Annotated in this window: 25 protein-coding genes; 21 read left to right on the top strand and 4 right to left on the bottom strand. The window is 45.7% G+C overall.

Features of this window, described 5'->3' with window-relative positions; translation table 11 throughout:
* Positions 1–10: 10 nt before the first annotated feature.
* The 6 genes from AB1K83_RS06495 to recO are packed head-to-tail and all read left to right on the top strand — an operon-like array spanning position 11 to position 5,135.
* Entirely contained in the window at positions 11–2,137 is a 2,127-nt protein-coding gene (locus tag AB1K83_RS06495; RefSeq protein ID WP_413057342.1) for an HD family phosphohydrolase, read from the top strand.
* Positions 2,138–2,185: 48 nt separating this feature from the next.
* On the top strand, positions 2,186–2,620 hold the full coding sequence (gene ybeY / locus AB1K83_RS06490) for an rRNA maturation RNase YbeY (protein ID WP_413057527.1): 435 nt from the start codon (positions 2,186–2,188) through the stop codon (positions 2,618–2,620).
* A 13-nt stretch (positions 2,621–2,633) separates the two neighbouring features.
* A complete protein-coding gene (locus tag AB1K83_RS06485; protein WP_413057341.1) occupies positions 2,634–2,984 on the top strand; it encodes a diacylglycerol kinase family protein in 351 nt (116 codons plus the stop codon).
* Between the two features lie 19 nt (positions 2,985–3,003).
* On the top strand, positions 3,004–3,414 hold the full coding sequence (locus AB1K83_RS06480) for a cytidine deaminase (protein ID WP_413057340.1): 411 nt from the start codon (positions 3,004–3,006) through the stop codon (positions 3,412–3,414).
* Positions 3,398–4,312 carry a GTPase Era gene (era, locus tag AB1K83_RS06475; protein ID WP_413057339.1) on the top strand — a complete coding sequence of 305 codons (915 nt, stop codon included), beginning with the start codon at positions 3,398–3,400 and terminating at the stop codon, positions 4,310–4,312. Before AB1K83_RS06480 ends, era begins: the two co-directional genes overlap by 17 nt.
* A 37-nt stretch (positions 4,313–4,349) precedes the next feature.
* Positions 4,350–5,135, top strand: a complete 786-nt coding sequence (recO, locus tag AB1K83_RS06470; RefSeq protein WP_413057338.1) for a DNA repair protein RecO — start codon at positions 4,350–4,352, stop codon at positions 5,133–5,135.
* Between the two features lie 23 nt (positions 5,136–5,158).
* Here recO and AB1K83_RS06465 read toward each other — a convergent pair whose 3' ends face one another.
* A complete protein-coding gene (locus AB1K83_RS06465; protein WP_413057337.1) occupies positions 5,159–6,538 on the bottom strand; it encodes a glycine--tRNA ligase in 1,380 nt (459 codons plus the stop codon).
* On the bottom strand, positions 6,513–6,725 hold the full coding sequence (locus tag AB1K83_RS06460) for a hypothetical protein (RefSeq protein ID WP_413057336.1): 213 nt from the start codon (positions 6,723–6,725) through the stop codon (positions 6,513–6,515). Before AB1K83_RS06460 ends, AB1K83_RS06465 begins: the two co-directional genes overlap by 26 nt.
* Before the next feature lie 120 nt (positions 6,726–6,845).
* Here AB1K83_RS06460 and AB1K83_RS06455 point away from each other — a divergent pair, with 120 nt between their 5' ends.
* The 9 genes from AB1K83_RS06455 (at position 6,846) to AB1K83_RS06415 (ending at position 16,189) form a co-directional block, all read left to right on the top strand.
* On the top strand, positions 6,846–7,484 hold the full coding sequence (locus AB1K83_RS06455; protein WP_413057335.1) for a helix-turn-helix transcriptional regulator: 639 nt from the start codon (positions 6,846–6,848) through the stop codon (positions 7,482–7,484).
* Positions 7,485–7,498: 14 nt separating this feature from the next.
* Positions 7,499–8,311, top strand: coding sequence for a pyruvate, water dikinase regulatory protein (locus tag AB1K83_RS06450; protein WP_413057334.1), 813 nt, complete (start codon positions 7,499–7,501; stop codon positions 8,309–8,311).
* Positions 8,312–8,521: 210 nt separating this feature from the next.
* Entirely contained in the window at positions 8,522–10,339 is a 1,818-nt protein-coding gene (gene dnaG / locus AB1K83_RS06445) for a DNA primase (protein WP_413057333.1), read from the top strand.
* 34 nt (positions 10,340–10,373) lie between these two features.
* The gene (gene rpoD, locus AB1K83_RS06440; protein WP_413057332.1) at positions 10,374–11,498 is read left to right on the top strand and encodes an RNA polymerase sigma factor RpoD; all 1,125 of its coding nucleotides are present in this window, start codon (positions 10,374–10,376) and stop codon (positions 11,496–11,498) included.
* A 276-nt stretch (positions 11,499–11,774) separates the two neighbouring features.
* Positions 11,775–12,317: a hypothetical protein gene (locus AB1K83_RS06435; RefSeq protein ID WP_413057331.1), complete on the top strand. Its 543-nt coding sequence runs from the start codon at positions 11,775–11,777 to the stop codon at positions 12,315–12,317.
* A 98-nt stretch (positions 12,318–12,415) separates the two neighbouring features.
* A complete protein-coding gene (locus tag AB1K83_RS06430) occupies positions 12,416–13,552 on the top strand; it encodes an acyl-CoA dehydrogenase family protein (RefSeq protein ID WP_413057330.1) in 1,137 nt (378 codons plus the stop codon).
* Positions 13,553–13,819: 267 nt separating this feature from the next.
* Positions 13,820–14,194, top strand: a complete 375-nt coding sequence (cccA, locus tag AB1K83_RS06425) for a cytochrome c550 (protein ID WP_413057329.1) — start codon at positions 13,820–13,822, stop codon at positions 14,192–14,194.
* Between the two features lie 181 nt (positions 14,195–14,375).
* A complete protein-coding gene (locus AB1K83_RS06420) occupies positions 14,376–15,074 on the top strand; it encodes a tRNA (adenine(22)-N(1))-methyltransferase (protein WP_413057328.1) in 699 nt (232 codons plus the stop codon).
* Positions 15,071–16,189 carry a Nif3-like dinuclear metal center hexameric protein gene (locus AB1K83_RS06415; protein WP_413057327.1) on the top strand — a complete coding sequence of 373 codons (1,119 nt, stop codon included), beginning with the start codon at positions 15,071–15,073 and terminating at the stop codon, positions 16,187–16,189. The genes AB1K83_RS06420 and AB1K83_RS06415 overlap by 4 nt, the downstream gene beginning before the upstream one ends.
* 57 nt (positions 16,190–16,246) lie before the next feature.
* Here AB1K83_RS06415 and AB1K83_RS06410 read toward each other — a convergent pair whose 3' ends face one another.
* Both AB1K83_RS06410 and AB1K83_RS06405 read right to left on the bottom strand, forming a co-directional pair.
* A complete protein-coding gene (locus AB1K83_RS06410) occupies positions 16,247–17,224 on the bottom strand; it encodes a 4-hydroxy-3-methylbut-2-enyl diphosphate reductase (RefSeq protein WP_413057326.1) in 978 nt (325 codons plus the stop codon).
* Between the two features lie 94 nt (positions 17,225–17,318).
* Entirely contained in the window at positions 17,319–17,786 is a 468-nt protein-coding gene (locus tag AB1K83_RS06405) for an Lrp/AsnC family transcriptional regulator (protein WP_413057325.1), read from the bottom strand.
* Between the two features lie 319 nt (positions 17,787–18,105).
* Here AB1K83_RS06405 and AB1K83_RS06400 point away from each other — a divergent pair, with 319 nt between their 5' ends.
* The 6 genes from AB1K83_RS06400 to AB1K83_RS06375 all read left to right on the top strand — a co-directional run bounded on the left by AB1K83_RS06400 (position 18,106) and on the right by AB1K83_RS06375 (position 25,699).
* Positions 18,106–19,461: a sodium-dependent transporter gene (locus tag AB1K83_RS06400; RefSeq protein WP_413057324.1), complete on the top strand. Its 1,356-nt coding sequence runs from the start codon at positions 18,106–18,108 to the stop codon at positions 19,459–19,461.
* A gap of 93 nt (positions 19,462–19,554) precedes the next feature.
* Entirely contained in the window at positions 19,555–20,691 is a 1,137-nt protein-coding gene (locus AB1K83_RS06395) for a Glu/Leu/Phe/Val dehydrogenase dimerization domain-containing protein (RefSeq protein WP_413057323.1), read from the top strand.
* Between the two features lie 209 nt (positions 20,692–20,900).
* Positions 20,901–21,965 carry a pyruvate dehydrogenase (acetyl-transferring) E1 component subunit alpha gene (pdhA, locus tag AB1K83_RS06390; protein ID WP_413057322.1) on the top strand — a complete coding sequence of 355 codons (1,065 nt, stop codon included), beginning with the start codon at positions 20,901–20,903 and terminating at the stop codon, positions 21,963–21,965.
* Positions 21,965–22,990: an alpha-ketoacid dehydrogenase subunit beta gene (locus tag AB1K83_RS06385; protein WP_413057321.1), complete on the top strand. Its 1,026-nt coding sequence runs from the start codon at positions 21,965–21,967 to the stop codon at positions 22,988–22,990. Before pdhA ends, AB1K83_RS06385 begins: the two co-directional genes overlap by 1 nt.
* Positions 22,991–23,005: 15 nt before the next feature.
* Complete coding sequence (locus AB1K83_RS06380) at positions 23,006–24,286, top strand: dihydrolipoamide acetyltransferase family protein (RefSeq protein ID WP_413057320.1); 1,281 nt, start codon at positions 23,006–23,008, stop codon at positions 24,284–24,286.
* Positions 24,287–25,699 (top strand): dihydrolipoyl dehydrogenase family protein, encoded by a 1,413-nt coding sequence (locus AB1K83_RS06375; RefSeq protein WP_413057319.1) that lies wholly within the window; start codon positions 24,287–24,289, stop codon positions 25,697–25,699. It begins immediately after the preceding gene.
* Positions 25,700–25,864 lie beyond the last annotated feature (165 nt).

Genomic DNA, 25,864 nt, shown 5'->3' with positions numbered 1-25,864 from the left:
TGGGATCGGAATGTTCGGTTCGATAAAAAAATTGTTCAACTCTCTTAAATTTGACACTTTCCAACTATTTCTCGTCGGAATTTCAACCATCCTCTTGTTTACCTTCATGTTCGGAAGTGTGAAAAACGAAACGTATGAAGTGGAACCGTTCAAAATTTCCCAACATACCATTCGAGCCACTAAGACAGTCGAGGACACTGTGAAGACCGAACAAGAGAGGCAGAGGGCGGCACAGGAAGTTTCAGCCGTCTATCATTTCTCGGAAGAAATAGCGAAAAACAGGCAAGCGATTGCAACATCCATCTTCGACATTTTGATTGAAGTGAAAAATGGCAATGCCGCCCGGAAAAAAGAGGCGGAAAAGCCCGCTATTACACAAAAGGAGCAAATTGCTGAAGTCCGTAAACAATTGGCGAGACTGGAGGAAGAGGAGCCCGACCTGAATCTGAATGATTCTACCATTGCCATTTTGCTGGCGCAGGATACGGAGATTTTGACGAAAATCCAGGACAACCTGGTGTCGGTCATTGGGGAGACTTTATCCAGGCCGATCCGGACAGCGGACCTGGCTTCCGTCCAGTACGAAGTGGAACGACGTTTGCGCTTGTCTGATGCCATTCCTTCGTCCGTCCTGCAAACCGTGGTCACCATCGGTCGCTCCCTTGTTGTGGAAACAGAGAAGGTCAATGAAACTCTGACGGAGGAGAGGGTGGAACAGGCCAAGGCTGCCGTTGAACCTACACGAATCCTGCAAGGACAGGTGCTCGTCAGGGAGGGGCAATTGATCGACGGGGAAATTTATAGGCAGTTGGAGCTCACCGGCCTTTTGACAAATCAATCTTCGCTAAAGCCGTTATTAGGGCTCGGTTTATTCGTCTTATTTGTGTCCTCGTTAATTTATTTGCATTTCAGCACGTGGGATGTAAATACAAAGGTGAAGAAAAAAGCTTTGTTAATTGTGCTGACCGTTTTTTTCCTATTGGTCATCCTGATGAAGTTGATTGCACTCATTGAAAAGGATTTCGATGTGCTCGTAGCCTTTTTATTTCCGACTGCATTGGCTTCGATGCTGATCAAATTGTTGACGAATGAACGATTGGCTTTGATGATGACGTTTATCACCGCGGCTACAGCGGGAATAATGCTACAAGAAGGGTATGCCGCGCTCATTCAAATGGAGATCGCCCTATACATACTATTCAGCGGAATTGTCAGTTTGTATTTGCTTGGTAATAGTGGGAGAAGATCGAGTATTTTAAGGACCAGTGTTGGAGTAGCCTGTTCCAATACTCTGTTCATCGCATTTTACTTGTTAATGACCCAGTCGACTTACGATTTGCCCGAATTGGTCTTTTATTTGATCGCCGCCATTTCATCGGGTATTTTATCAGGTGCCCTGACGATCGGCCTGATGCCATTTTTTGAATCGGCATTTGGTATCTTGTCGGATATGAGATTGATTGAATTATCCAATCCGAATCATCCGTTGCTTAAAAAAGTGCTGACCGAAACGCCCGGGACCTATCATCATAGTGTCATGGTCGCGAATCTGGCGGATGCGGCTTGTGAATCGGTTGGCGCTGATGGGTTGCTTGCCCGTGTGGGAAGTTATTATCATGATATCGGTAAGACGATCCGCCCTAGTTACTTCATAGAGAATCAGCATGGAGGCCAAAATCCGCATGACCATATGCCGCCTGAAAAAAGCCGGGATATCATCATTTCCCATGCAGAAGACGGCGCAAAAATGTTAGAGAAGCATAAGATGCCGGCAGAAATCATCGACATCGCAAGGCAGCACCATGGCACCAGCCTATTGAAATACTTTTATGTTAAAGCGCAAAATGCAGGGGAAGAGGTTAATGAAGAGGAGTATCGCTATAAAGGACCTAAACCGCAAACGAAAGAAATTGCTATCATATCCATTGCGGATAGTGTCGAAGCGGCAGTCCGCTCCATGAAAGAACCGACTCCTCAAAAAATTGCGGCTCTCGTAAAAGCGATCATCAATGATCGGCTGAACGACGGCCAATTTGACGAATGTGATATTTCCATGAAAGAATTACGAAAAGTGGAAACGGTCATATGCGAAACGTTGAATGGGATTTTCCATAATCGGATTGAATATCCGGAATGAAACGGAGATGGAGACGTGCTAACACTATTTTTTGAAGATGAAACCGGAATGGTGCACGGAGAAATAGAGGATCTGATACGGGATCTGCTCAATCACGCCGCAAAAAATGAACAATTGGAAGGGAATTTAGAAGTATCCATAACATTTATGACGGATAAAGAGATTCAAAAAATCAATGCTGAATATCGAGGAAAAGATGTTCCGACCGATGTGATATCGTTTGCTCTTGAAGAGATGGCGGAAGGAGAAATTGCAATTGTCGGGGAGGATCTACCGACCGCATTGGGTGATATCATTATTTCTGTAGAGACTGCCCAAAATCAGGCAGCCGAATACGGGCATGATTTCAATCGGGAAATCGGCTTTCTGGCGTTGCACGGCTTTTTACACCTCCTTGGTTATGACCATATGAACGAGGAGGACGAGAAGGTGATGTTCGGGAAGCAGAAGGAGATCCTGGATTCGTTCGGACTCGGAAGGTGAGGGGAAGCCCAGGATGCAGAATTTTTTTAAGTCATTCCACTACGCGTGGAATGGCATTCTCCTCGGCACCCGATTGGAACGGAATTTCAAGTTTCATTTGTTGGCTGGAATTGTAGTCATCCTCGCCGGTATTTGGACAGAATTGACGATGACGGAGTGGTTTATTGTCGTGGTATTGATTGGCGGTATGCTCGCGTTGGAATTAATGAATACAGCCATTGAAAAAGTCGTCGATCTGGTAACGGAGGATTACCATCTTTTGGCACAGCAGGCGAAGGATTTGGCTGCAGGCGCTGTGCTCATATATGCCATTGTGAGTGCAATCATTGGAATAATCCTATTTGGATCAAAGTGGCTAGGTTAACGAGGAACGAGGTGGAATAGTGGATATTGAAAAATTAGTGGAAGAATCGAAAAAAGCACGGGATCAGGCCTATGTCCCTTATTCCAAATTCCCGGTTGGAGCGGCATTATTGTCGACAGAGGGAACGGTGTATCATGGATGTAATATTGAAAACTCGGCGTATAGCATGACGAATTGCGCAGAACGTACTGCCTTTTTTAAAGCGGTTTCGGAAGGAGTTCGCTCCTTCAAGGCGCTAGCCGTCATTGGCGATACGGAAGGGCCGATCTCGCCTTGCGGAGCATGCCGTCAAGTGATTGCCGAGTTTTGTGAAGGTTCCATGCCGGTTTATTTGGCAAACCTTAAAGGAGATGTCAAAGAGACGACGGTCGCGGAGCTATTGCCCGGCGCTTTTTCGAAGGAGGATTTATCATATGCAGCAAGAAAATAATCAATTTAAATCAGGTTTCATTTCCATCATTGGTCGTCCGAATGTAGGGAAATCGACTTTCTTGAATCGGGTCGTCGGGCAAAAAATCGCTATCATGAGCGACAAACCTCAAACGACGCGGAATAAAGTCCAAGGGGTTGTAACATCCGAGGATTCGCAACTCATTTTCATCGATACGCCAGGCATCCACAAACCGAAGCATAAGCTGGGCGACTTTATGATGAAAACAGCCCGCAACACATTGAAAGAAGTGGATGTCATCCTGTTCATGGTGAATGCGGATGAACCGATCGGTCGTGGAGACCGCTTTATTATTGAGCTGTTAGAGAGGACGGAAACTCCGGTTTTTCTCGTGATCAATAAAATTGACCTTGTCCATCCCGACGATTTGCTGACGATCATCACTTCCTACACAGAGGAATATGACTTTGCAGAAATTGTTCCGATTTCCGCAATGAACGGCAATAATGTGGAACGGCTTTTGGAAACGTTGACAACCTATATGCCGGAAGGACCTAAATATTATCCTGACGATCAAGTGACAGACCATCCGGAACGGTTCATCATTTCGGAGCTGATTCGTGAGAAGGTCCTTCATTTGACCCGAGAGGAAATACCCCACTCAATTGCGGTTGTCATTGAAAAGATCGAACGGGAAAAAGAGCGTGAAATAGTCAATGTCATGGCGACGATTGTGGTCGACCGTGACTCCCAAAAGGGAATTGTCATCGGCAAACGGGGGGCTTTATTGAAAGAAATCGGAACGAAAGCAAGACATGACATCGAAATGCTGCTCGGCTCAAAGGTCTTTCTCGAACTATGGGTGAAAGTCCAAAAAGATTGGCGGAACAAACCGGGTCAGTTACGGGAATTCGGCTTTAGAGAAGACGAGTACTGAGAGAGTCAGCCGCCTGTAGCCGAAAGGGGGGAGTGCCTTGTTGAATAAATGGGAAGGCATTGTCCTTCGCAGCATTCCATACGGTGAATCGAATAAGATTGTGACCGTATTTACCCGGGAAGCGGGAAAGATGACAGCGATGGCCAGAGGGGCGAAGAAGCCTGCGAGCCGACTGGCAAGCATCACCCAGCCATTTATGGAATGTTCATTTCTCATCCGGACCGGCCGGGGGATGGGAACGTTGGAACAAGGTGAGCCAATCAATTCCATGCGTTTTATCCGTGAGGACTTGGAAGCGACAGCATACGCCAGTTATGTTGTGGAATTGATCGATCGATTGACGGAGGACCAGGAGAGGGTATCAGGCGTATATGGCTTGCTATCGGATGCGCTTCACGCTATTGATGAGCAATATGACCCCGAAGCCATAGCCCTCTTTGTCGAGTGGAAGATGCTTCCCGTGGCAGGGATTCATCCAGTTTTGCACCAATGTGCAAATTGTGGGGCGACTGAAGGGGAGTTTGCATTTTCATTCCAGCAGATCGGTTTTCTTTGCCACCGCTGCTTCGCTATCGATCGCTATATCATTCGTCTATCACCGACACAATTGCGATTGATTCGCACTTTTTATAACGTACCGATCAATCGGTTGGGTAATTTGACATTAAAGAAATCAACGAAGCAATTTATGAAAAAAATCATCCGCACCATCTATGATGAACAGGTAGGAGTCCGTCTCAAATCAAGGGCATTTTTGGATCAACTTGAATCGACACCGGCATTATTACCGAAAAAGGAAGAACCGGAAGAAACAGGCGAGTAGCCGTTTCTTCCGGTTCTTTATCATTAAAACTCCAAATGTTTTTCAATGTAAGCCTGCACTTCTTCTATTGGCATGCGGACTTGTTCCATCGAGTCGCGGTGACGTACGGTCACCTGGCGATCTTCTTCCGAATCGAAATCATACGTGATACAGAAAGGTGTTCCGATTTCATCCTGACGGCGGTATCTTCTACCGATGGATTGAGAATCATCATACTGAACGGTAAAGTGTTTGCATAGTTCTGTGTAAACCGATTCAGCGCCTTCCGCAAGCTTTTTGGACAGAGGCAGGACGGCTGCTTTGACCGGTGCAAGTGCTGGGTGGAAACGAAGCACTGTACGCTTATCGTCGCCTTCCAATTGTTCTTCGTCAAAAGCATCGCAAAGGAAGGCCAATGTGACGCGGTCTGCGCCGAGAGAAGGCTCAATGCAGTACGGGACAAATTTTTCATTCGTTACCGGGTCTTGGTAGTGGAAGTCTTCGCCTGAATATTCCATATGACGGTTCAGGTCGAAGTCCGTCCGATTGGCGATGCCCCACAGTTCGCCCCAACCGAATGGGAATTTGTACTCGATATCCACAGTCCCTTTCGAATAGTGGGAAAGCTCATCTTCATTATGTTCACGAAGGCGCATATTGTCTTCGGTCATTCCGAGGTTCAATAGGAATTGTTTAGAGAAATCACGCCAGTATTCATACCATTTCATATCTTCGCCCGGCTTGCAGAAGAATTCCAATTCCATCTGTTCGAATTCGCGCGTACGGAATGTGAAGTTTCCTGGAGTAATTTCATTCCGGAAACTTTTTCCGATTTGCGCAATTCCAAACGGCAATTTCTTTCTCATCGAACGTTGTACGTTTTTGAAATTGACGAAGATTCCCTGTGCTGTTTCAGGACGAAGGAAGATCTGGTTCGCGGAGGAATCCGTCACCCCTTGTGATGTTTTGAACATTAGATTGAACTGGCGGATTTCTGTATAATCCATCGCGCCACAACTTGGGCAGACCACTTCATGTTCTTTGATCAATTCTTCCATTTTTTCAAACGGGAGTCCATCAACTACGACTTCCAATCCTTTCGCGTCCAGCGCATCCTCGATCAATTTATCCGCACGATGACGAGTTTTACATTTCTTACAATCAATCATCGGGTCATTGAAGTTACCGACATGGCCAGAAGCTTCCCAAACTTTTGAATTCATTAAAATTGCTGCATCAAGTCCGACGTTATACGGAGATTCCTGGATGAATTTTTTCCACCAAGCCCGTTTGATATTATTTTTCAGTTCAACACCGAGCGGACCGTAATCCCATGTATTGGCCAGACCACCGTAAATCTCGGATCCCGGGAAGACAAACCCCCTTTGCTTTGCTAAATTAACGACTTGTTCCATTGACATCATGTAAAATCCCTCCAATTAAAATAAGCACCCATCCCCGGACATTACGTCCGGGGACGAGTGCATGATGACCCGCGGTTCCACCCCGTTTGGCTGGTCTACCAGCCCACTTAAAAAAACTGCATTGGCTCCAGGTTGCCGTTTCATGTCCATACGGGCTTGCACTATCCCCGTTCGCTGCTGGTGACATTACTTATAGACCTATCTGCGCCTATTGAATTCATTTTCAGTGTAGCATGGTTATCATTTCTTAGCAATAGTTGTACACATCGTATATAATAATCGAGGGGAGAATAGTACGGTTAGGACGGTGATAGAAATGGAACTGAATAAACGCCAGACGGAAATCCTAGAGATTGTAAAGGTGGATGGTCCGATTACGGGCGAACAAATTGCCGAACGTTTGAACTTGGTAAGGGCTACGATTCGTCCTGACTTGGCTATTTTGACGATGGCAGGTTATTTGGATGCAAGGCCACGAGTCGGCTATTTCTATTCAGGAAAGAAAACTGTCCAATCGATTGCGGATAGCATGATTGGAATGAAAGTCGGTGACTTCCAATCCATCCCAGTAGTCGTTGCTGACACAGTCTCCGTTTATGATGCTATATGTCAGATGTTCCTAGAGGATGTCGGCACCTTGTTCGTAATCGATAAATCATCCAATCTGGCTGGGATCCTATCTAGAAAGGATTTATTGCGTACGAGTTTAGGCAATAACGAACTTGAAAAGATTCCCGTCCATGTTATTATGACGAGGATGCCTAATATTACATACTGCAAAAAGCAAGATACACTTTTATACGCTGCACAAAAGATGATAGATCAACAGATTGATTCCCTTCCTGTAGTCATAGAAAAAGAGGAAGGACTCGAAGTCGTTGGAAGAATTACGAAAACGAACATCACCGCAGCCTTCCTATCACTTGCGGAAGACCACGAATTATGAGGTGGATACCTAAGATGAGAAAGCTAACATTATTTATCATATCCGATTCGGTCGGGGAGACTGCTGATTTGGTGGCAAAAGCGGCAGCGAGCCAGTTCAGTCAAGGGCTTGAAGCTGTATCCATGAAGCGCTTTTCACATGTTGAAGAAGACTCCCAGTTGGCAGAGATCGTCTATTTGGCAAAAGAGCAGAGAGCCATTATCATTTATACGTTGGTAAAAAGCAGAATGCGTAAAGTATTGAAGAAAGAATGTGAGGATGCAGGCATTTGCTGCATTGACCTGCTCGGTCCGGTTGTCGATCGAATAGGAGAAGAACTTAACGAGCAGCCGCTTGAAGAACCGGGGCTCGTCCGTCAGTTGGACGATGATTATTTCAAAAAAATCGAAGCGATCGAATTTGCGGTGAAATACGACGATGGCAGAGATCCACGGGGAATCCTGAAAGCGGATATCGTATTGGTTGGTGTATCGCGGACGTCTAAGACGCCATTATCTCAATACTTGGCACATAAACGCTATAAGGTGGCGAATGTTCCGCTTGTTCCAGAAGTGGAACCCCCTGCCGAATTGTTTAAGATCCATCCTGATAAATGTTTTGGTCTCGTGACGTCGCCCGAAAAATTAAATTCAATCCGAAGGGAAAGGTTGATAGCCCTAGGCCTGAAGGATAATGCGAATTATGCACGTATGGAACGGATTGAACAGGAGCTTAGGTACTTCCAGCATGTTGTCTCCAAGCTTGGTTGCAAAGTCATCGATGTGACGAATCGAGCTGTGGAAGAAACGGCCAATGTCATTTTAAGTGAAATTGCAAAACAAGGATAGAGGAAAAATAGAAGGACCACCCGTGCCATTGCCGGGTAGGTTCTTCTTTTACGGCGAAAAATTATAAAAATCAGGAGCGGCATCTAAGATTTTTGAAGAGAAATAGTGTAAAATTAGAGTTTCGGAGTAGAACTGAAAAAATTTGTCGAAAACAAAGGATTTTTGAAAGTGATATAGAATTCAAGTAGTAGAATGGAAAAGGATGATAGCATGACTAGAATCCCAGAAGAAATGATTGAAACGATACGAACAAAGACGGATATTGTGGACTTGATTGGTGAATATGTTCAATTGACCAAGAGAGGGAAAAACTGGTTCGGCCTTTGCCCGTTTCACGGAGAGAGCACTCCGTCATTTTCCGTTTCTGAAGAGAAACAGCTTTTCCATTGTTTTGGGTGTGGAGCAAGCGGGAACGCCATTACATTTATAATGGATATTGAAAATAGCCCGTTTACTGAAGCCGTAGTCAAATTGGCGGATCGAACCGGAGTGGAGATCGATATAGGTCCCGCTACATCTGAAGGGAGCTATGCTTCCAAGCAGTCGGATGAGCATCGGCGGATGATGGAAGCCCATACGTTGGCCACTTCCTTCTACAGTCATTTACTACTGAATACAGTGGAAGGGGAAGCTGCGCTTCAATATCTTGAAAAAAGAGGTTTTTCTAGAGAGTATATTGAAAAATACGGTATTGGATGGGCATTGGATAATCGAGAAGCGTTATCCGAACTGTTAAAACGTAAAAGCTTTGACATGAAAGAAATGGAACGTGCCGGATTGTGTATTATGAAAGATGATGGGACAGGCTATTTTGACAGGTTCAGAGGACGTATCATGTTCCCACTTCGTGACGATAATGGGAATGTTGTCGCATTTTCGGGAAGGACACTTTCGAAGGATAAACAAGTTGCAAAATACCTCAATAGCCCCGAAACTCCCATCTTTGAAAAAAGCCGATTATTGTATAATTTTCACAACGCACGTCTTAACGTTCGGAAAACGGGTAAAGTAATAGTATTTGAAGGATTCATGGATACCCTTTCCGCAGACCGGATCGGTGTGTCCAACAGCGTGGCGGTCATGGGAACCGCATTATCCGATTCCCACATTGTCAAATTGAAGAGGATTGCCAAAGACGTCCTCATCTGTTGTGACGGGGATGACGCAGGCTGGACTGCGGCAAAAAGGTTCGCCGACAGCTTGCTGGCCAAAGGGATGAATGTTGAGATCGCATTGCTTCCATCAAATTTTGATCCGGATGATTATATTTCACAGCATGGAGGGCAAGCATTCATTGAAAAGGTCATTGGAAATCCGAATTCGTATATGTCTTTTATCATGGCCTTTGCAAAGAGGTCAAAAAATCTCACCTTTGAAAATGACATGCTCCAATATATCCATGAAGTATTGAGTGAACTTGTCAATCGGCAATCTCCTGTAGAACGGGACCTCTATATGAGGCAGCTTTCTGTGGAAACAGGCGTTTCAATGGAGGCGCTTGGACAGCAGTTCCTGAAATTGAACGGAAAGCAAGCGAGCCTTTCAAAAAAGATGAACCAGGATATTGAAAAGCAGGAGAGTCCGGCAAATGGGAAAAGCAAGACGGCCACGGACCGGGCGGAGCGACTGCTGTTATGCCACCTTATGAATGATGGAGCCTTGTTCGATCGCATTCGTGATGAATTTCCGGAGTTGTTCATAAAAGATGTATACCAAGCAGTTTTTATCCGATTGGCCGGGTTTTATGAACAATTTGGAGCCCCGGATTATCATCGCTTCGCGGAGTCTTTGGAAGACCGTGATTTACGGAAGATCGTCTTGGATGCAGCGATGGTGGAACGCGATCCGGACCATAAAGAAGAAGAGGTCGAGGACTGTATACAGCACTTGGTTCAACAACGTATCAGGCTCTCGATTCAAGATAAATTAAACGAATCAAAGACAGCTGAAAAATTAAAAGATCATACCCGGGCATTGGAACTGGCCAGGGAAATCATTCAGCTCCGGAAATCATTATCGGCATTATAGCCGAATTCCGGTGGACTAAGGAGGACGGGTCATTATGAACAATAAAGAACAATCCGGTGAAATGGAGAATGAAATGACAATCGAAGAAGTGAAAGCCCAATTAATAGAAAACGGAAAAAAATCCGGTGAGCTGACACTTGATGAGGTGACAGAGAAATTATCCGCCTTCGATATGGAACCGGAACAGTTCGAAGAATTCCTGGACCAAATTGAGGCACAAGGAATCGAGTTGGACGGTAAGGAAGATGTGGATTCCACGGAGGAAGACGGGAAAGCTACCGCGGAAGATACCCAATTCGATCTAAATGACCTGAGTGTCCCGCCAGGCGTTAAGATTAACGATCCTGTCCGCATGTATTTGAAAGAGATCGGCCGTGTCAATCTTTTGACAGGCGCGGAAGAAGTGGAACTGGCCATTCGGATCAAAGAGGGGGATGAAGAGGCGAAAAAGCGTCTTGCTGAAGCCAACTTACGCCTTGTCGTCAGTATTGCGAAACGCTACGTCGGCCGCGGTATGCTCTTCCTTGATCTGATCCAGGAAGGGAATATGGGTCTCATTAAAGCGGTGGAGAAGTTTGACCATACAAAAGGCTTTAAATTCAGTACGTATGCGACATGGTGGATTCGCCAGGCGATTACACGGGCAATCGCGGACCAAGCGCGGACCATCCGGATTCCGGTCCATATGGTGGAAACCATCAATAAATTAATCCGTGTCCAACGTCAATTATTGCAAGACCTCGGACGCGAACCGACTCCGGAGGAAATCGGGGAAGAAATGGATCTCACAGCAGAAAAAGTTCGTGAAATCCTGAAAATTGCCCAAGAGCCGGTTTCCCTTGAAACGCCGATCGGAGAGGAAGACGACTCCCATTTAGGTGACTTCATTGAGGATTCCGAAGCGCAGTCGCCTTCAGACCATGCAGCGTACGAGTTGCTGAAAGAGCAACTGGAAGACGTGCTCGATACGTTGACCGACCGGGAGGAAAATGTACTGCGCCTCCGTTTTGGATTAGATGACGGAAGAACTCGGACGCTGGAGGAAGTGGGCAAAGTGTTCGGCGTTACGCGGGAGCGTATTCGCCAAATTGAAGCTAAAGCTCTCCGTAAGCTTAGACATCCTTCCCGAAGCAAACGATTGAAAGATTTCTTGGAATGAGATTGAAGGGCATCGGCATTGGGTTATGCCGATGCCTTTTATCTTTATTCAGCGAAGACTCCCCACTCTACAGGTGCTAGTGAATGTAGTTTCATTTCCTCGTTCAGCGGATATCCGAACGCCCGCTGAAGAGGGGAACGCAGATTAAAAACGCAGCGTTCTAAAAGTGCCTTAATTTCTGCAAAGAGCGCAGAAATACGGCAAATCGAACCCTTCGCTGTTCGATTCGCAATTACGCCGAGGCGTAATTGATTTGTTTAATAAAGGGGGATCGTCATGAATGTGCAACGGAAAAGAATCATTATCTCGGAAATTAAGTACTGGAAGCAAAATAAATTATTGCCCGAGCATTATTGTGATTTTTTAATTACGTTATATGCCCAAGGGGAAGAGGTCCAGGAGGAAAAGGTCCCGGATGCTGTATTAAAGAGAGAGAAAAGGAGTTTGAATCGGAAAATCATCTTTTATGCACTATTGGCTCTACTGGCGGGCGGCGGTATATTTATTTTTGCCCATTACCCGATTGTTACGTTGTCAATAGCAGCTGGCCTTACTCTCCTCTTTTTATTGTCCACTTTTCGCAGTTCGAACAAATTGGCACCATTTTTATACATACTGTCATCTTTCCTTCTGTTGATGATTTCATTGAAACTATGGCTGCTTTTCTTTGAAGGGGAAACGATGTTATTGATCGGTTTGCTCATGTTAAATTGCGTACTCTGGCTGTATGCGGGAAAACTGCTGAAACTCTTGTATTTCACAATCTCCGGTAGCGTTGGATTACTGTTAATAATAGGATTTCTTCTAATATCCTATTAAAATCTCACAAACTTTCAAATTTCTCTGTGAAAGTTGTAACAAATTATGTATAATCAAAATGTAAGCGTTACAATGTTCAAACAAAGGGGATGAAGAAAGTGAATTTTGATTTATCACAGGAACAACAAATGATTAAGAACACCATCCGTGAGTTTGCGGATGAGGTCGTTGCACCGGGAGCTATTGAGCGGGACCGTACGAAAGAATTTCCTTTGGAAATCTTTAAACAGTTGGCTGATATGGGGATCATGGGATTGCCGTTTCCTGAAGAATATGGGGGAGCAGGAGCGGACACCATCAGTTTTGCCATTGTCACGGAGGAACTGAGCCGGGCCTGTGCTTCTACAGGAATCACGTATTCAGCACATATTTCCTTAGGTGGGGCTCCGTTAAATCTGTTTGGGACTCATGAGCAGAAAGAAAAGTATTTGACACCAATTTGCACGGGAGAGTCATTCGGAGCATTTGGATTGACTGAGCCGAATGCCGGTTCGGATGCGGGGGGGACGCAGACGACCGCCAAAGAAGATGGGAAGGATTTCATCATCAATGGCTCGAAAGCATTCATCACAAATGCCAGCCATGCCAAACATTTGGCTCTTACCGCCATTACAGGCATGAATGGAGATAAAAAAGAAATCAGCGCCATAATCGTTCCCACCGACGCTGAAGGATTCACCGTGTTGGATAACTACGAAAAAATGGGCTTAAATGCTTCCAATACAACAGAACTCTTCCTTGAAAATGTTAGAGTACCGCAAGAAAACTTACTAGGTGGACGTGGGAAAGGATTCCAACAATTCCTCGTGACGCTGGACGGCGGACGAATCGGAATTGGGGCAATGGCTGTCGGAATCGCTCAAGCCGCGTTCGAAAAAGCAAAAAGCTATGCCAACGAGCGGAAGCAATTCGGCAAAGCGCTATCCGAATTCCAAGTGACACAATTCAAATTAGCCGATATGGCATTAAAGATCGAATTGGCACGGAATATGGTATATAAAGCTTCTTGGTTGAAGGACCAAGGCCGTCCATTCTCCAAAGAAGCGGCGATGTGTAAATTGTACGCTTCTGAAATTGCGATGGAAGTCGCCGACCAAGCCATCCAGATTCATGGCGGATATGGCTATATGAGAGAGTATGAAGTTGAACGCTTCATGCGCGATGCAAAGTTATTGGAAATCGGGGAAGGAACTTCAGAAGTTCAACGCATGGTCATTTCCAGATTGATTGGATAATGAAACCTAGGTAGGTAGAACAACAGGCTGGACAGGTGGCTCTATAAACTCCTGACCAGCCTGTTTTGTGATTTTTGGCATGATCCGTGGATGATAAGAAGCAGGAAATATTTATACCTTGAAATTCCATTAAAAGTTTTGTCGAATTTGTCACAAAGGGAGAAAAGATGATCGATAACTCTTTCAGTTTTCTGTCGGATACAGTACAATAATAATTGTGAACTGTATCCAGTACAGAAATAGATCCTGTTAAAGGAGGGTAATTCGATGAGTAAAAATCCAGTAGTCCCTTATTTTCTGATTTTTGCGCTTGGGCTCGGTCTTATTTTCTTCATGTCACTTTATGGACTTGACCAAAAAGAGGAAATTGCGAAACAGGGCGAAGAAGGCGAAGGAACGGAAGAAGTGGCAAGCACGGAGGACTTTGATGCGGAAGCTGTCGCTCAACAGAAATGTATCGGCTGTCACGGCGGTGACTTGACAGGTGGTATGGGCGGTGCTGCACCTTCCCTAGTCGGTTTGGACCTATCTAAAGAAGAGATCGTAGAAGTCCTTCATAACGGGAAAGGCGCAATGCCTCCAAATACAGTGCCAGGTGCAGATGCTGAAGCAATGGCAGACTATCTTTTATCACTTCAATAATGAACAATGAAAAAGCTGTCAGTTTGCAGAAACATTCTGCTTCCTGGCGGTTTTTTCTATTGTCAGAAAGAAGGGCATACCAATTGTCGATAAAACTTCATTCATCCCGGAATTTGGTCCTTCTCTTTTGTTTTTTCTCTATGGCTAACGTACAATCAGGACTGTGAAAGGTGGAGGTTTATTGAATACTGAACATTTATCGGATAGGCTGGCTTCCGTCGCCTCTTTTGTGCCAACCGGTACAGTAGTTGCCGATATTGGCAGCGACCATGCATACTTGCCCTGCTATTTAGTTAAATCGAATAAAGTAAGTCGGGCGATAGCGGGAGAAGTCGTGAAAGGGCCCTATGAATCAGCAGTCCGCAACGTCCAACGGGAAGGGTTGGCTGAGTCGATCACCGTCCGGATGGCCAATGGATTGGATGCTGTCCATGAAGAAGATGGAGTGGATGTGATCACCATTGCAGGCATGGGCGGCCCTTTGATCGTTTCCATACTGGAAAACGGTAAAGGAAAGTTAGCCTCTGTTAGCCGGATCATCACGCAACCGAACATCAATGCAAAAGTAATTCGGGAATGGGCTGTTTCAAACGGTTGGTTCATTGTAGACGAAGCAATATTGAAAGAAGACGGAAAAATTTATGAAGTCCTCGTGTTGGAAAGGGGACACGCTGCCTATGATGAATTGGAACTGTTGGTCGGTCCCTTTCTGCTCGATAGGAAAACAGATGTCTTTATGGAGAAATGGACACGGGAAGTTCAGGAATGGGAACGGGTTCTTCAATCTTTGGAAGTTGCGGAAGAGACAGTGATGATCCAATCCAAAAAAGCTCAATTGATGAGACAAATTGAACTTGTCGGAAAGGTGTTGTCGAAATGAAGAATGTGAATGGACATGAGATTATCTCGTTATTTGAAAAATGGTCACCTAAACGGTTCGCGATGGACGGCGATCCGGTGGGACTCCATATAGGACAGTTGAATCGCTCGGTAAAAAAAGTGTTGGTCACCTTGGATGTGAATGAACAAGTGGTGGAAGAAGCAATCCAAAAGGAAGCCAATCTGATCATCGCACACCATCCGCCTCTTTTTAGGCCGGTCAAAACGATTTGGACAGACACTCCGCAAGGACGCATGATTGAAAAATGTATCAAACATGACATTTCCGTCTATGCAGCTCATACGAATTTGGATATTGCTCCCGGTGGTGTCAATGATATGTTAGCCGAAAAATTGGGCTTGGTCGACACGGAAGTAATGGAGGCGACTATCTCCGACCCGCTCTATAAACTGGCTGTATTCTGTCCGGATAGTCATGCGGATACATTACGGGCGGCACTTGCGAAAGCCGGTGCCGGTGCGATCGGTGATTATGTCGGTTGCAGTTTCACTTCGACAGGAATCGGACGATTTACACCGTCGGAAGGGGCGGATCCCTTTATCGGTGAAGTTGGGAAAGGCGAAGAGGTGGAAGAGCAACGGATTGAGGTCGTCATGCCTGGGCCATACCGCGCGAAAGTGTTGAAGGCGATGCTGGCTGCCCATCCGTATGAAGAGCCGGCTTATGACTTCTTTGTGCTGGATCAGCGGACCAATGAGTACGGTCTCGGGCGCGTGGGCAAAGTGCAGCAGCCGATGAGCCTTGAGGAGTTTACCCAGCATGTAAAGACTGTATTCCATGTGCCGATGGTCCGTTTTGTCGGGAAGGCAGATAAAAAAATTGAGAAGGTTGCGGTGCTAGGTGGAGATGGCAATAAATACATCTCTGCTGCTAAACGAAAAGGGGCCGACGTCTTGGTGACCGGTGACTTATATTACCATGTGGCGCATGATGCCGAAGCGATGGACTTGGCGGTCGTGGATCCTGGCCATAACGTTGAAAAGGTCATGATTCAAGGTGTCGCGGAATATATGCAGGATGCTTGTAATAAAGCAGGATATGCTGTTGAATTTCTTCAGTCCCAAATCAACACAGAGCCCTTTCAGTTTATGTGAAACACTTTTTATAAAGAAGAAAAACCGGCCTCCTGTGGAGGAGGGCCGGTTATCACTTTATGATGTTGCGTATGGTTCAATTCGTTTGACGGGTGCTGGGTTTTTAATCTTCGGTAAGATTCTTTCCAATTGGAACTTGCGCTCCGGTACATGGGTTGCTGGATCTTCCGGATCAAATGCTTCCAGAAAAGCGATGACTTCTCGGACAATCAATGTCGGCGTTGAGGCTCCTGCTGTGACAGCAACTGTTTCGACACCTTCCAACCAGTTGATATCAATTTCGGAAACGTCCGAAATCCGGTAGGAAGGGGTGTTGGCGATTTCCACGGACACTTGCGTCAATCGGTTTGAGTTGTTGCTCTTCGGGTCTCCGACGACAATCAGAAGATCCGCTTCGCCGGCTTGTTCGGCTACGGCTTCCTGGCGCACTTGGGTTGCCAGACAAATTTCCTTATGCACTTCAATATGCGGGTATTTCTCTTGTAACGCATCCATGATGTGGGCGACATCCCATTGACTCATTGTCGTTTGATTTGTGACGAGCAATTTGTCATTTTCAATGCTTAATTGTTCTACATCTTCAAGCGTTTCAATCAGATGGACAGCGTGCGGGGCAACTCCGATCGCCCCTTCCGGCTCCGGATGGTATCTCTTTCCGATATAAATGATGTCATAACCTTCCGCGGTCTTTTCTTCGATTAAATCATGGGTACTGGTCACGTCGGGGCATGTTGCATCAATGGAAACAAGGCCTTTCCGTTTAGCTAATTCCCGCACTTCCGGAGACACTCCATGTGCTGTGAAAATCACCGTTCCCGATTCAACTTTTTCCAGGATGTCCAACCGGTTCTTCCCGTCTAATGTAATGATGCCATCTTGTTCGAAAGCATCTGTAACGTGTTTGTTATGAACAATCATTCCCAAAATATAGATGGGTCTAGGCAGCGTTTTATCTAGCGCCGCATTTCTTGCGATCACCATCGCATCCACTACTCCGTAACAATACCCTCTTGGGGAAATCTTTAACACTTTCACTTAATTCACTCCTCTAATAGGACCTGCTTATCATTATACCCGAGTCCTAAAGGATATTCAAAAGTTCCCGACCTGGTTAACGTGGACCGCATTTTCACGATTTCACGGTTTCTTCTGGCGTATTCCGCGACTCCGGTTGAATGAGCCGATAAGGAACAGGGGAGGATAAGACAATGGAAGTTGTCAAGGACCCATACGGAATCAACCGATCGATCAACAAACTCATGCTTGCCATGTTGTTCACTGCCGCCTTCAAAATGTAATTCGTCGTTCCAGTGACTCGATGGCATTCAATAACGGCTAGTTCCTCTTTTATCATTTGTTCAAACTCATGTGGCGTCCTTTTTAGTTCACTTACTTGGATGAACAAAAGGATTTCCAAGCCGACTGCCGGCAAGGAGACTCTTGCCGTAAAGTCTTCAATGATGCCTCTTTCTTGTAAACGTTGTAGCCGTTCGGAAACACTTGGCCTGCTGAGAACCAATTGTTTGGAAAGCTCGCTGACGGTAACACGGCTGTTCATTTGCAATAAAGTAAGGAGTTTTAGGTCCAACTCATCCATATACAACACCTCTTTCAAAATGAAGGTACAAAGCATGAATCCTATTCAAAATAATGCAAATAGGAAGAAAACATGTGTTTTTTGTTATTCAAATTTATTCTATACTATTCTATCATGAAGTCAAAGGGGAAAAATCATGTTTTTTATTATTATTTAGAAAGGGCCGTGAAAATTATAGTTCAAGATTATGGGGTTGTTATTAATTTTCACACTCAAAAGTATTGTTTTATTAACTAAAAAATGAAAGCGATTGCAATAGTGTTTCGAGTAAAAATTTTTGGATTACTCCTGTAGCAATTGGGAAATGGAGAATGAATGAATGAACACAACTGATCAATGGACATCGAAGTTAGGGTTTATTTTGGCAGCGGCTGGTTCCGCTATCGGATTGGGGGCAATATGGAAGTTCCCGTATGTTGCCGGTACAAGTGGCGGCGGAATATTTTTGTTGATATTTTTACTATTTACACTGCTGCTCGGGTTACCGCTGTTGATGGGGGAGTTTATAATCGGGCGCAGCACCCAAAAAGATGCGATCGATTCGTATAAAGAAATTGCACCGGGATCATCGTGGCATTTGATCGGTCGGTTGGGAATCACGACTTGCTTTATCCTTCTATCGTTTTATAGTGTAGTGGGCGGCTGGGTTCTCATCTATATTGTCAAAGCTGCGACTGGAAGTTTAAGTGGCCTGACCCAATCCGATTACAACAATTTATTTGGCGGAATCGTTTCAGATCCGGTCATCAGTGTGGGAGCACAATTGGTATTTATGTTTATGACGACTATTGTCATTGCCAAAGGAGTAACGAGTGGGATTGAAAAGGCTAGTAAATATATGATGCCCGCTTTGTTCATCCTGTTCATCATCTTGGCCATCCGATCTTTTACTTTAGATGGCGCGATGGAAGGTGTCTTGTTCTTCCTGAAACCGGAATTTGCAAACGTCAGTTCTGAGACGATCCTCTTTGCAATGGGACAGTCATTCTTTGCTCTCAGCATTGGGGTTTCCGTAATGGTGACATATAGCTCCTATCTGTCGAAAAAGGAAAGTTTGCCACAGTCCGCTGTTTCAATCGTCTTGTTGAACTTGCTTGTTGCCGTATTGGCCGGATTGGTCATTTTCCCGGCTGTGTTCGCTTTCGGCTTAGAACCGGATGCTGGACCTACGTTATTATTCAACGTATTGCCGACCATCTTTAGTCAGTTGCCTTTTGGCGTCCTGTTTTTCTTGGCGTTTCTCGTTCTGTTTTTATTTGCCGCTCTGACTTCAGCGTTCTCGATGTTGGAAATTATCGTTGCTGCCTTAGCAAAAGGGAATGAGGCGAAACGTAAAAAATTCGCATGGCTTGTCGGATTGGCAATTTTCATCGTAGGGATTCCATCAGCATTATCATTTGGGGTGCTTGCAGATATTACCGTCTTCGGGAAGTCGATTTTCGATGCGTTCGATTTTCTGGTCAGTAACATCCTGATGCCATTGGGTGCATTGTTAATCGCCATCTTTGTTCCATTGAAAATACCGAAAGAAAAGCTGTTTAATGAGCTAAAGGCAGGTTCTAATATCAGTGTCAAGCTATTCTCTGTCTGGTTCTTGTTAATCCGCTATCTCGCGCCAATTGCAATTATTATCGTGTTCTTGGATGTACTGGGCTTTCTGGAGTTCATCAAGTAAATGGACTGCCGCTTCATACGGCAGTTCCTTGTCGAATAAAATACTATGAATCTTATAGGAAATTGGAAGTAACCCATGAAGGAGGAAAATGGAATGGTGACATTAGAACAATCTTTGAAAAGTGAGAATGCAAGCGTTCTCGACAAAATGGTGGAGCATGAACAAGTTTTGTTCTGCAACGACAAGGCAACCGGCCTGCAAGCAATTATCGCAATTCATGATACAACGATGGGCCCTGCTTTGGGCGGATGCCGTATGGCGCCGTATAAAAGCATGGATGATGCGTTAAAAGACGTACTCCGCCTATCTAAGGGGATGACTTATAAATGTGCGGCAGCCGACGTTGACTTTGGTGGGGGGAAATCGGTTATTATCGGTGATCCGCTAAAAGACAAAACGCCTGAAAAGTTCCGGGCATTCGGTCAATTTATCGATTCCTTAAATGGTCGTTTTTATACAGGAACCGACATGGGTACAACTCTGGATGATTTTGTGCAGGCGATGAAGGAAACGGATTATATTGCAGGTAAACCAGTCGAGTTCGGAGGTGGCGGAGACTCTTCGATCCCTACCGCGCTAGGCGTTGTCTATGGTGTAAAAGCGACAAGCCAAGCGTTGTTTGGCAACGATAAGCTGGAAGGTAAGACATTTACGATCCAAGGTCTTGGAAAAGTAGGATTTAAAGTGGCGGAGCATATCTTAGCAGAGGGCGGCAACGTCATTGTAACGGATATTAATGAAAACGCTTTAGATGAAATCCGGAAAATTGGTGGAAGCTCTGTGAAAGTGGTGGCAAGCGATGACATTTACAGTCAAGATGCAGACATCTTCATTCCATGTGCTTTCGGTGGCGTCATTAATGACGATACGATCGCTACGTTCAAAGTACAGGGTATTGCAGGCTCAGCGAATAACCAATTGGCGGAAAGCCGTCATAGCGAAGTGTTGCGAGAGAAAGGGATTTTATATGCGCCGGATTACATCGTCAACGGTGGTGGATTAATCCAAGTCGCAGATGAATTGTATGGTGCAAATCCTGCGCGTGTACTCGCTAAAACTCAAAACATCTATAATTCTCTATTGGAAGTGTTTACACAAGCTGAGCAAGACCAGATCACAACAGCGACTGCAGCGGACCGGATGTGTGAAAAACGGATTGCGGATGCGAAAAATCGGAACAGCTTCTTTTCACAGGCGAAAAGGCCGAAATGGAATTTTAAACATCAATAAATCAATTACGCTTCGGCGTAATTGCGTCCGGATTTTGAATTGCGTCTGCGCAATTAACTCCTATCAAAATCCGTGACATCCGCCGGAGGCTTAATTTAAATCAGCGGGAGTTTGGACTCCTTCTGATTTGAATAGTTCTTTACATTTATCCCACCACTTATGGAAGTTGGGGGATTCCGCTGAATTAAATTAAATGAGGTGAATCATTCATGGAGGATCTTTATCCAATCAAACAATTTGTAGATGAAGAGGGAAAATTCTCGGATGAGTCGATCAAAAACGAGATTTCATCCGAATTGGTTCAAACATTTTATTACCACATGCTACGCATTCGGACATTTGACCGCAAGGCGAAAAACTTACAACGTCAAGGCAGACTTGGAACATACGCATTATTTGAAGGGCAGGAAGCGGCCCAAGTAGGGAGCGCATTGTCTTTGAAACAAGACGACTGGGTGTTTCCGACATACCGAGATCATGGTGCCCTTTTGACATTCGGAGCCGACATGCCTCGTGTATTTCTGTACTGGAACGGGCGAGTGGAAGGAAATATCCATCCGGACCGTAATATTTTCCCGCCTGCTGTACCAATTGCTACACAGCTTCCGCATGCCGCGGGCGCTGCTTGGGCTGAAAAACGAAGAGGAACAACAAACGCATCCATCGCTTATTTTGGCGATGGGGCAACTTCTGAAGGTGATTTCCACGAGGGCATGAACTTTGCAAGCGTATTCAAATTACCGGTCGTCTTTTTCAATCAAAACAACGGCTTTGCCATCTCTGTGCCAATCGAAAAACAGATGAATTCGAAAACAATTGCACAAAAAAGCGTGGCGTATGGCATGCCGGGTGTCCGGATTGACGGGAATGACATTTTCGCTGTCTACTTTGAGACGAGGAAAGCATTTGAGAGAGCGCGGAACGGCGAAGGTCCGACGTTGATTGAAGCGGTTACTCAACGGTTCGGAGCACATACGACTGCCGACGATCCAACAAAATACCGGGATCAGAATGAGGTGGATGCTCAACGGGATAAAGTTGATCCACTCTTACGCTTGGAGCGTTTTATGAAAGAGTATGGCTATTGGGACGCAGAGTGGGTAGAGGTCACTAGCAAGAAAATTGAGGCGGAAATTGAGGAAGCGGTAGTCCAGATGGAGAGTTTCCCAGCGCCAAACGTGGATGACTTGTTTGATCATGTATTCGAAGAGATGCCTTGGCCGATCAAGGAGCAAAAAGAAAACTATCTTGAATCGTTAAGGGGTGGTAATTGATGAATAAAGTCGTAGAAAGAGAGAGCACAGAAGAGAAAAAGCAGACGACACGTTCATTGACGCTCGTTCAAGCAGTGACAGATGCCCTTGGCACAATGCTTGCCGAAGATGAAAGAGTGATGCTGCTCGGTGAAGATATTGGAAAAAACGGTGGGGTATTCCGGGCGACGGAAGGCCTCCAGGCGCAATTTGGTGAGGATCGGGTAGTCGATACTCCTCTAAGTGAGGCTGGTATCATCGGTTCTTCTGTAGGTCTTGCCGTCAACGGTATGATTCCTGTTGCAGAAATCCAATTTCTTGGCTTCATTTATCCAGCATTTGAACAAGTGGCAACACACGTCACTCGAGTTCGGATGCGGACAATGGGGAACTATACCGTTCCGATGGTAATCCGTGCCCCGTATGGCGCAGGAGTGCGGGCCCCGGAAATTCACTCAGACAGTGCTGAAGCGTTTTTCACCCATATGCCGGGTATTAAAGTAGTTTGTCCTTCTACACCGCATGATGCCAAAGGCTTGCTGATTGCAGCAATCAAGGATCCTGATCCGGTGTTATTCATGGAGCCGATGAGACTATATCGAGCGTTCCGTGAGGATGTTCCGGAAGGCGTCTACGAAATTGAAATCGGGAAAGGGAAAAAGGTGGCGGAAGGCGATGATGTCACTGTTATCGCATGGGGCGCCATGGTTCCGGTCGCTAAAGAAGCTGCCGAAAAGGCTAAAGCGAAAGGGATTCATTGTGATGTCATTGATATGCGCACATTGTTCCCATTGGATAAAGATATCATTGCCGAATCAGTTCAGAAAACCGGTCGGGTTGTTGTTGTCCACGAAGCCCATGAAACGAGCGGAGTGGGTAATGACATTCTTTCCCTTGTCAATAAGACTTCATTTTTATATTTGAAAGCACCGATTGAAAAAGTGACTGGTTTTGACGTGCCGGTTCCATTCTTCGCGCTGGAAGATCACTTTTTGCCGACTCCGAAGCGGGTCCAAGATGCGATTGAAAAAGTTTATACATTCTAGAGGGGAGGCTCTCCATTGGTAGAAGTAAAGCTGCATGATATTGGAGAAGGGATGACGGAAGCCGAGGTTCTTCACTATTTTGTGAAGCCCGGCGATTCCGTTGTAGTAGACCAAGCACTTGTGGAAGTGCAGACAGATAAAATGGTGGCAGAATTGCCTTCGCCTGCTACTGGAATAGTGAAGGAACTGCTTATCAATACAGGGACAACAGTCCATGTCGGAACGACATTGTTAGTAATCGAAGCGGAAGGCGCTGTCAATGCACCTGCGCAAACCGAGACCGAGGCGCCTGGAGCCGAAGCTGCGGTGACGGTTGAGGAGAAGACGGAAGAGGCTCCGGTCGCGACAACGACCAGACCAAAAGGTCCTCTTCGCATCCTGGCTGCTCCTTACACAAGGAAAATCGCAAGAGAGAATGACGTCGACATCGAACAGGTAACCGGAACGGGGCCTGCAGGACGCGTGACAGTCGAAGATGTCTACCGCTTCATGGAAGGCGGTCAAACTGCAGCTGTCGAGCCGGAACTGGCACAGGCATTGCCAATGGACGAACAGCCTATCGCAACTTCCGCTGCAGGTGAAGCGGCGGAGACTCCGCAAGTGCCTGCTGATGTCATCCCGTTCAAAGGTATTCGCAAAGCCATTGCGAAGAAAATGTCACACTCACTCACGACGATTCCGCATGTGACGCATTTTGAGGAAATCGACATGACCAATTTATTGGCGCTTCGCCAAGAATTGAAAGAGGATAACATCTCGATCTCAGCAGTTGCGTTTTTCATTAAAGCGCTCGTCGTTGCGCTGAAAGACTTCCCTGTCTTTAACGCAAAATTGGATGAAGAGAACGAAGTCATCCTCCTTGAAAAAGATTATAATATCGGGCTTGCTGTAGACACGACACTCGGTCTGATCGTTCCTGTATTAAAAAATGCACACCAGAAGTCTCTGCTTCAAATTCACCGTGAAATGAAAGAGTTGAATGAAAAAGCACAACAAGGAACACTGTCCGGCAACGAAATGCGCGGCGGCACAATCACGATCAGCAATGTTGGACCGCTCGGAAGTATTGCGGCCACTCCGATTATCAATCATCCGGAAACGGCGATCATCGCATTCCATAAAACTAAGAAGTGTGCGGTTGTAACGGAAAATGACGAGATTGTCATCAGGTCGATGATGAATATCTCTATGTCGTTCGACCATCGCGTGGCAGATGGAGCGACAGCTGTGGCATTCACGAACCGCTTTGCGGAATTGATTGAGAATCCAAAGAAGTTATGGTTGGAGTTGGTGTAGATGGTAGTTGGTGAATTGATCCAAGAAAAGGAACTAATTATCATTGGCGGCGGACCCGGAGGCTATACGGCAGCTATCCGGGCCGCCCAACTTGGGTTGCAAGTGACGTTGATCGAAAAAGAAGAATTGGGTGGAGTTTGCTTAAACAAAGGCTGTATTCCATCCAAAGTGTATACGCATGCCGCAGGTGAATTGGATTCATTTCCGCATTTGCAGGATTTGGGCATTGATGCGGCAAAACCAGCCATCAATTTGGATAAATTAATCGACTATAAGAACAGGATTACCGACCAGTTGAAAAAAGGTGTAGCGGCTCTCTGTAAAGCGAATAAAATCGAAGTGATCAATGGGGAAGCGACATTTCTTTCCCAAGATCGAATTGGCGTGGAAGCCGGCCACGATTTCCAGACATTTCGATTTGAAAAAGCGATTATCGCGGCAGGAGGAAAACCCGTCGCTCCGGAAGGCATTTCTGGAAATGACCGGATTTTCATTTCCTATGATATCTTTTCGCTGACGGAAGTTCCGGAACAGTTAATCGTCAAGGGGGGGGACGTCATTGCTCTCGAAATGGCAACGACATTTCAGGCGTTTGGCTCCTCTGTGACAGTCTTGCTCGAAGAGAATGAGGACTTTCCTTTTGATGCGGCGGTATCCAAGGAGCTCCGCCGCATTTTCAAAAAGAGAAAAATCAAGCTTCAGGCGGATTGCCGGAATGTCCGCACCGCATCCACCACAAACGGCGTTACTGTCACTTTTATAGATAAAAAGGGAGAGGAAACGTCGGTGGAGGGGAGTCACTTTTATACGACTGGAACTCTCTCGGTAGACGTGGCGGGGCTAGGCATAGACCGACTCGGGGTGGAAATGACTCCGGATGGCCGAGTGAAGATTGATTCAGAAATGAAAACCAATATTCCGAGTGTATATGCTATCGGGGATTTGACGCCAGGGCCAGCCCTTGCTGTCAAGGCCATCAAGCAAGGAAAAGCGGTAGCGGAAATTGCGGCAGGCGGAACTAGCGAAGTCGACTTGACATTGTTGCCGACAATCGCCCATACATTGCCTCCTGTTGCTTCGGCCGGATTGTCAGAAACGGAGGCTCAGGATTTTGGATACAAGATCAAGACGAGCCAGTTTCCACTTGCGAGCAATGGCTATGCTTCCATTTTGGGAAGAAAAGATGGTTTCGTGAAAGTCATTGCGGAAGAAGGGACAGATTTGATACTTGGAGTACATATGATCGGTGCAGGTGCGATCGAATTATCCGGCATGATGGCAACCGGCTTAGAAATGGTCGCACGTGCCGAGGATTTCACTTTCCCGAATTACGCACATCCGAGTGTCAATGAATCCATTTTAGAAGCGGTGGAAGGACTAATTGGACAAGCAATCCATATGGTACCGAAATAATAAGCAAGAATCTATCCATGACTATAGACAAAACCGAGAATTTTTTTCGGTTTTGTCTACAGTTTTTTCTTTACAAAAATCCTTTCAGAATATTTTAAGTTTTATTGACGAAAGGGCTTGGTTACTGTAGCATTATAGTTGGCTAATAGCCGAAAAAGATGTTTC

Origin of the sequence: Sporosarcina sp. 179-K 3D1 HS (assembly GCF_047228905.1) — a bacterium.
In the GTDB taxonomy this organism is placed as follows: Bacteria; Bacillota; Bacilli; order Bacillales_A; family Planococcaceae; genus Sporosarcina.
The sequence above is the reverse complement of the archived record's forward strand: the minus strand, read 5'-3'. Positions and strand labels throughout refer to the sequence as shown.

Excerpts from the sequence above, each read along its gene's own strand:
- AB1K83_RS06495 (WP_413057342.1), top strand. The coding sequence starts at position 11 with ATGTTCGGTTCGATAAAAAAATTGTTCAACTCTCTTAAATTTGACACT.
- ybeY (WP_413057527.1), top strand. The coding sequence starts at position 2,186 with ATGGTGCACGGAGAAATAGAGGATCTGATACGGGATCTGCTCAATCAC.
- AB1K83_RS06485 (WP_413057341.1), top strand. The coding sequence starts at position 2,634 with ATGCAGAATTTTTTTAAGTCATTCCACTACGCGTGGAATGGCATTCTC.
- era (WP_413057339.1), top strand. The coding sequence starts at position 3,398 with ATGCAGCAAGAAAATAATCAATTTAAATCAGGTTTCATTTCCATCATT.
- AB1K83_RS06465 (WP_413057337.1), bottom strand. The coding sequence starts at position 6,538 with ATGATGTCAATGGAACAAGTCGTTAATTTAGCAAAGCAAAGGGGGTTT.
- AB1K83_RS06460 (WP_413057336.1), bottom strand. The coding sequence starts at position 6,725 with ATGTCACCAGCAGCGAACGGGGATAGTGCAAGCCCGTATGGACATGAA.
- AB1K83_RS06450 (WP_413057334.1), top strand. The coding sequence starts at position 7,499 with ATGAGAAAGCTAACATTATTTATCATATCCGATTCGGTCGGGGAGACT.
- dnaG (WP_413057333.1), top strand. The coding sequence starts at position 8,522 with ATGACTAGAATCCCAGAAGAAATGATTGAAACGATACGAACAAAGACG.
- rpoD (WP_413057332.1), top strand. The coding sequence starts at position 10,374 with ATGAACAATAAAGAACAATCCGGTGAAATGGAGAATGAAATGACAATC.
- AB1K83_RS06435 (WP_413057331.1), top strand. The coding sequence starts at position 11,775 with ATGAATGTGCAACGGAAAAGAATCATTATCTCGGAAATTAAGTACTGG.
- cccA (WP_413057329.1), top strand. The coding sequence starts at position 13,820 with ATGAGTAAAAATCCAGTAGTCCCTTATTTTCTGATTTTTGCGCTTGGG.
- AB1K83_RS06415 (WP_413057327.1), top strand. The coding sequence starts at position 15,071 with ATGAAGAATGTGAATGGACATGAGATTATCTCGTTATTTGAAAAATGG.
- AB1K83_RS06405 (WP_413057325.1), bottom strand. The coding sequence starts at position 17,786 with ATGGATGAGTTGGACCTAAAACTCCTTACTTTATTGCAAATGAACAGC.
- AB1K83_RS06400 (WP_413057324.1), top strand. The coding sequence starts at position 18,106 with ATGAACACAACTGATCAATGGACATCGAAGTTAGGGTTTATTTTGGCA.
- AB1K83_RS06395 (WP_413057323.1), top strand. The coding sequence starts at position 19,555 with ATGGTGACATTAGAACAATCTTTGAAAAGTGAGAATGCAAGCGTTCTC.
- pdhA (WP_413057322.1), top strand. The coding sequence starts at position 20,901 with ATGGAGGATCTTTATCCAATCAAACAATTTGTAGATGAAGAGGGAAAA.
- AB1K83_RS06385 (WP_413057321.1), top strand. The coding sequence starts at position 21,965 with ATGAATAAAGTCGTAGAAAGAGAGAGCACAGAAGAGAAAAAGCAGACG.
- AB1K83_RS06375 (WP_413057319.1), top strand. The coding sequence starts at position 24,287 with ATGGTAGTTGGTGAATTGATCCAAGAAAAGGAACTAATTATCATTGGC.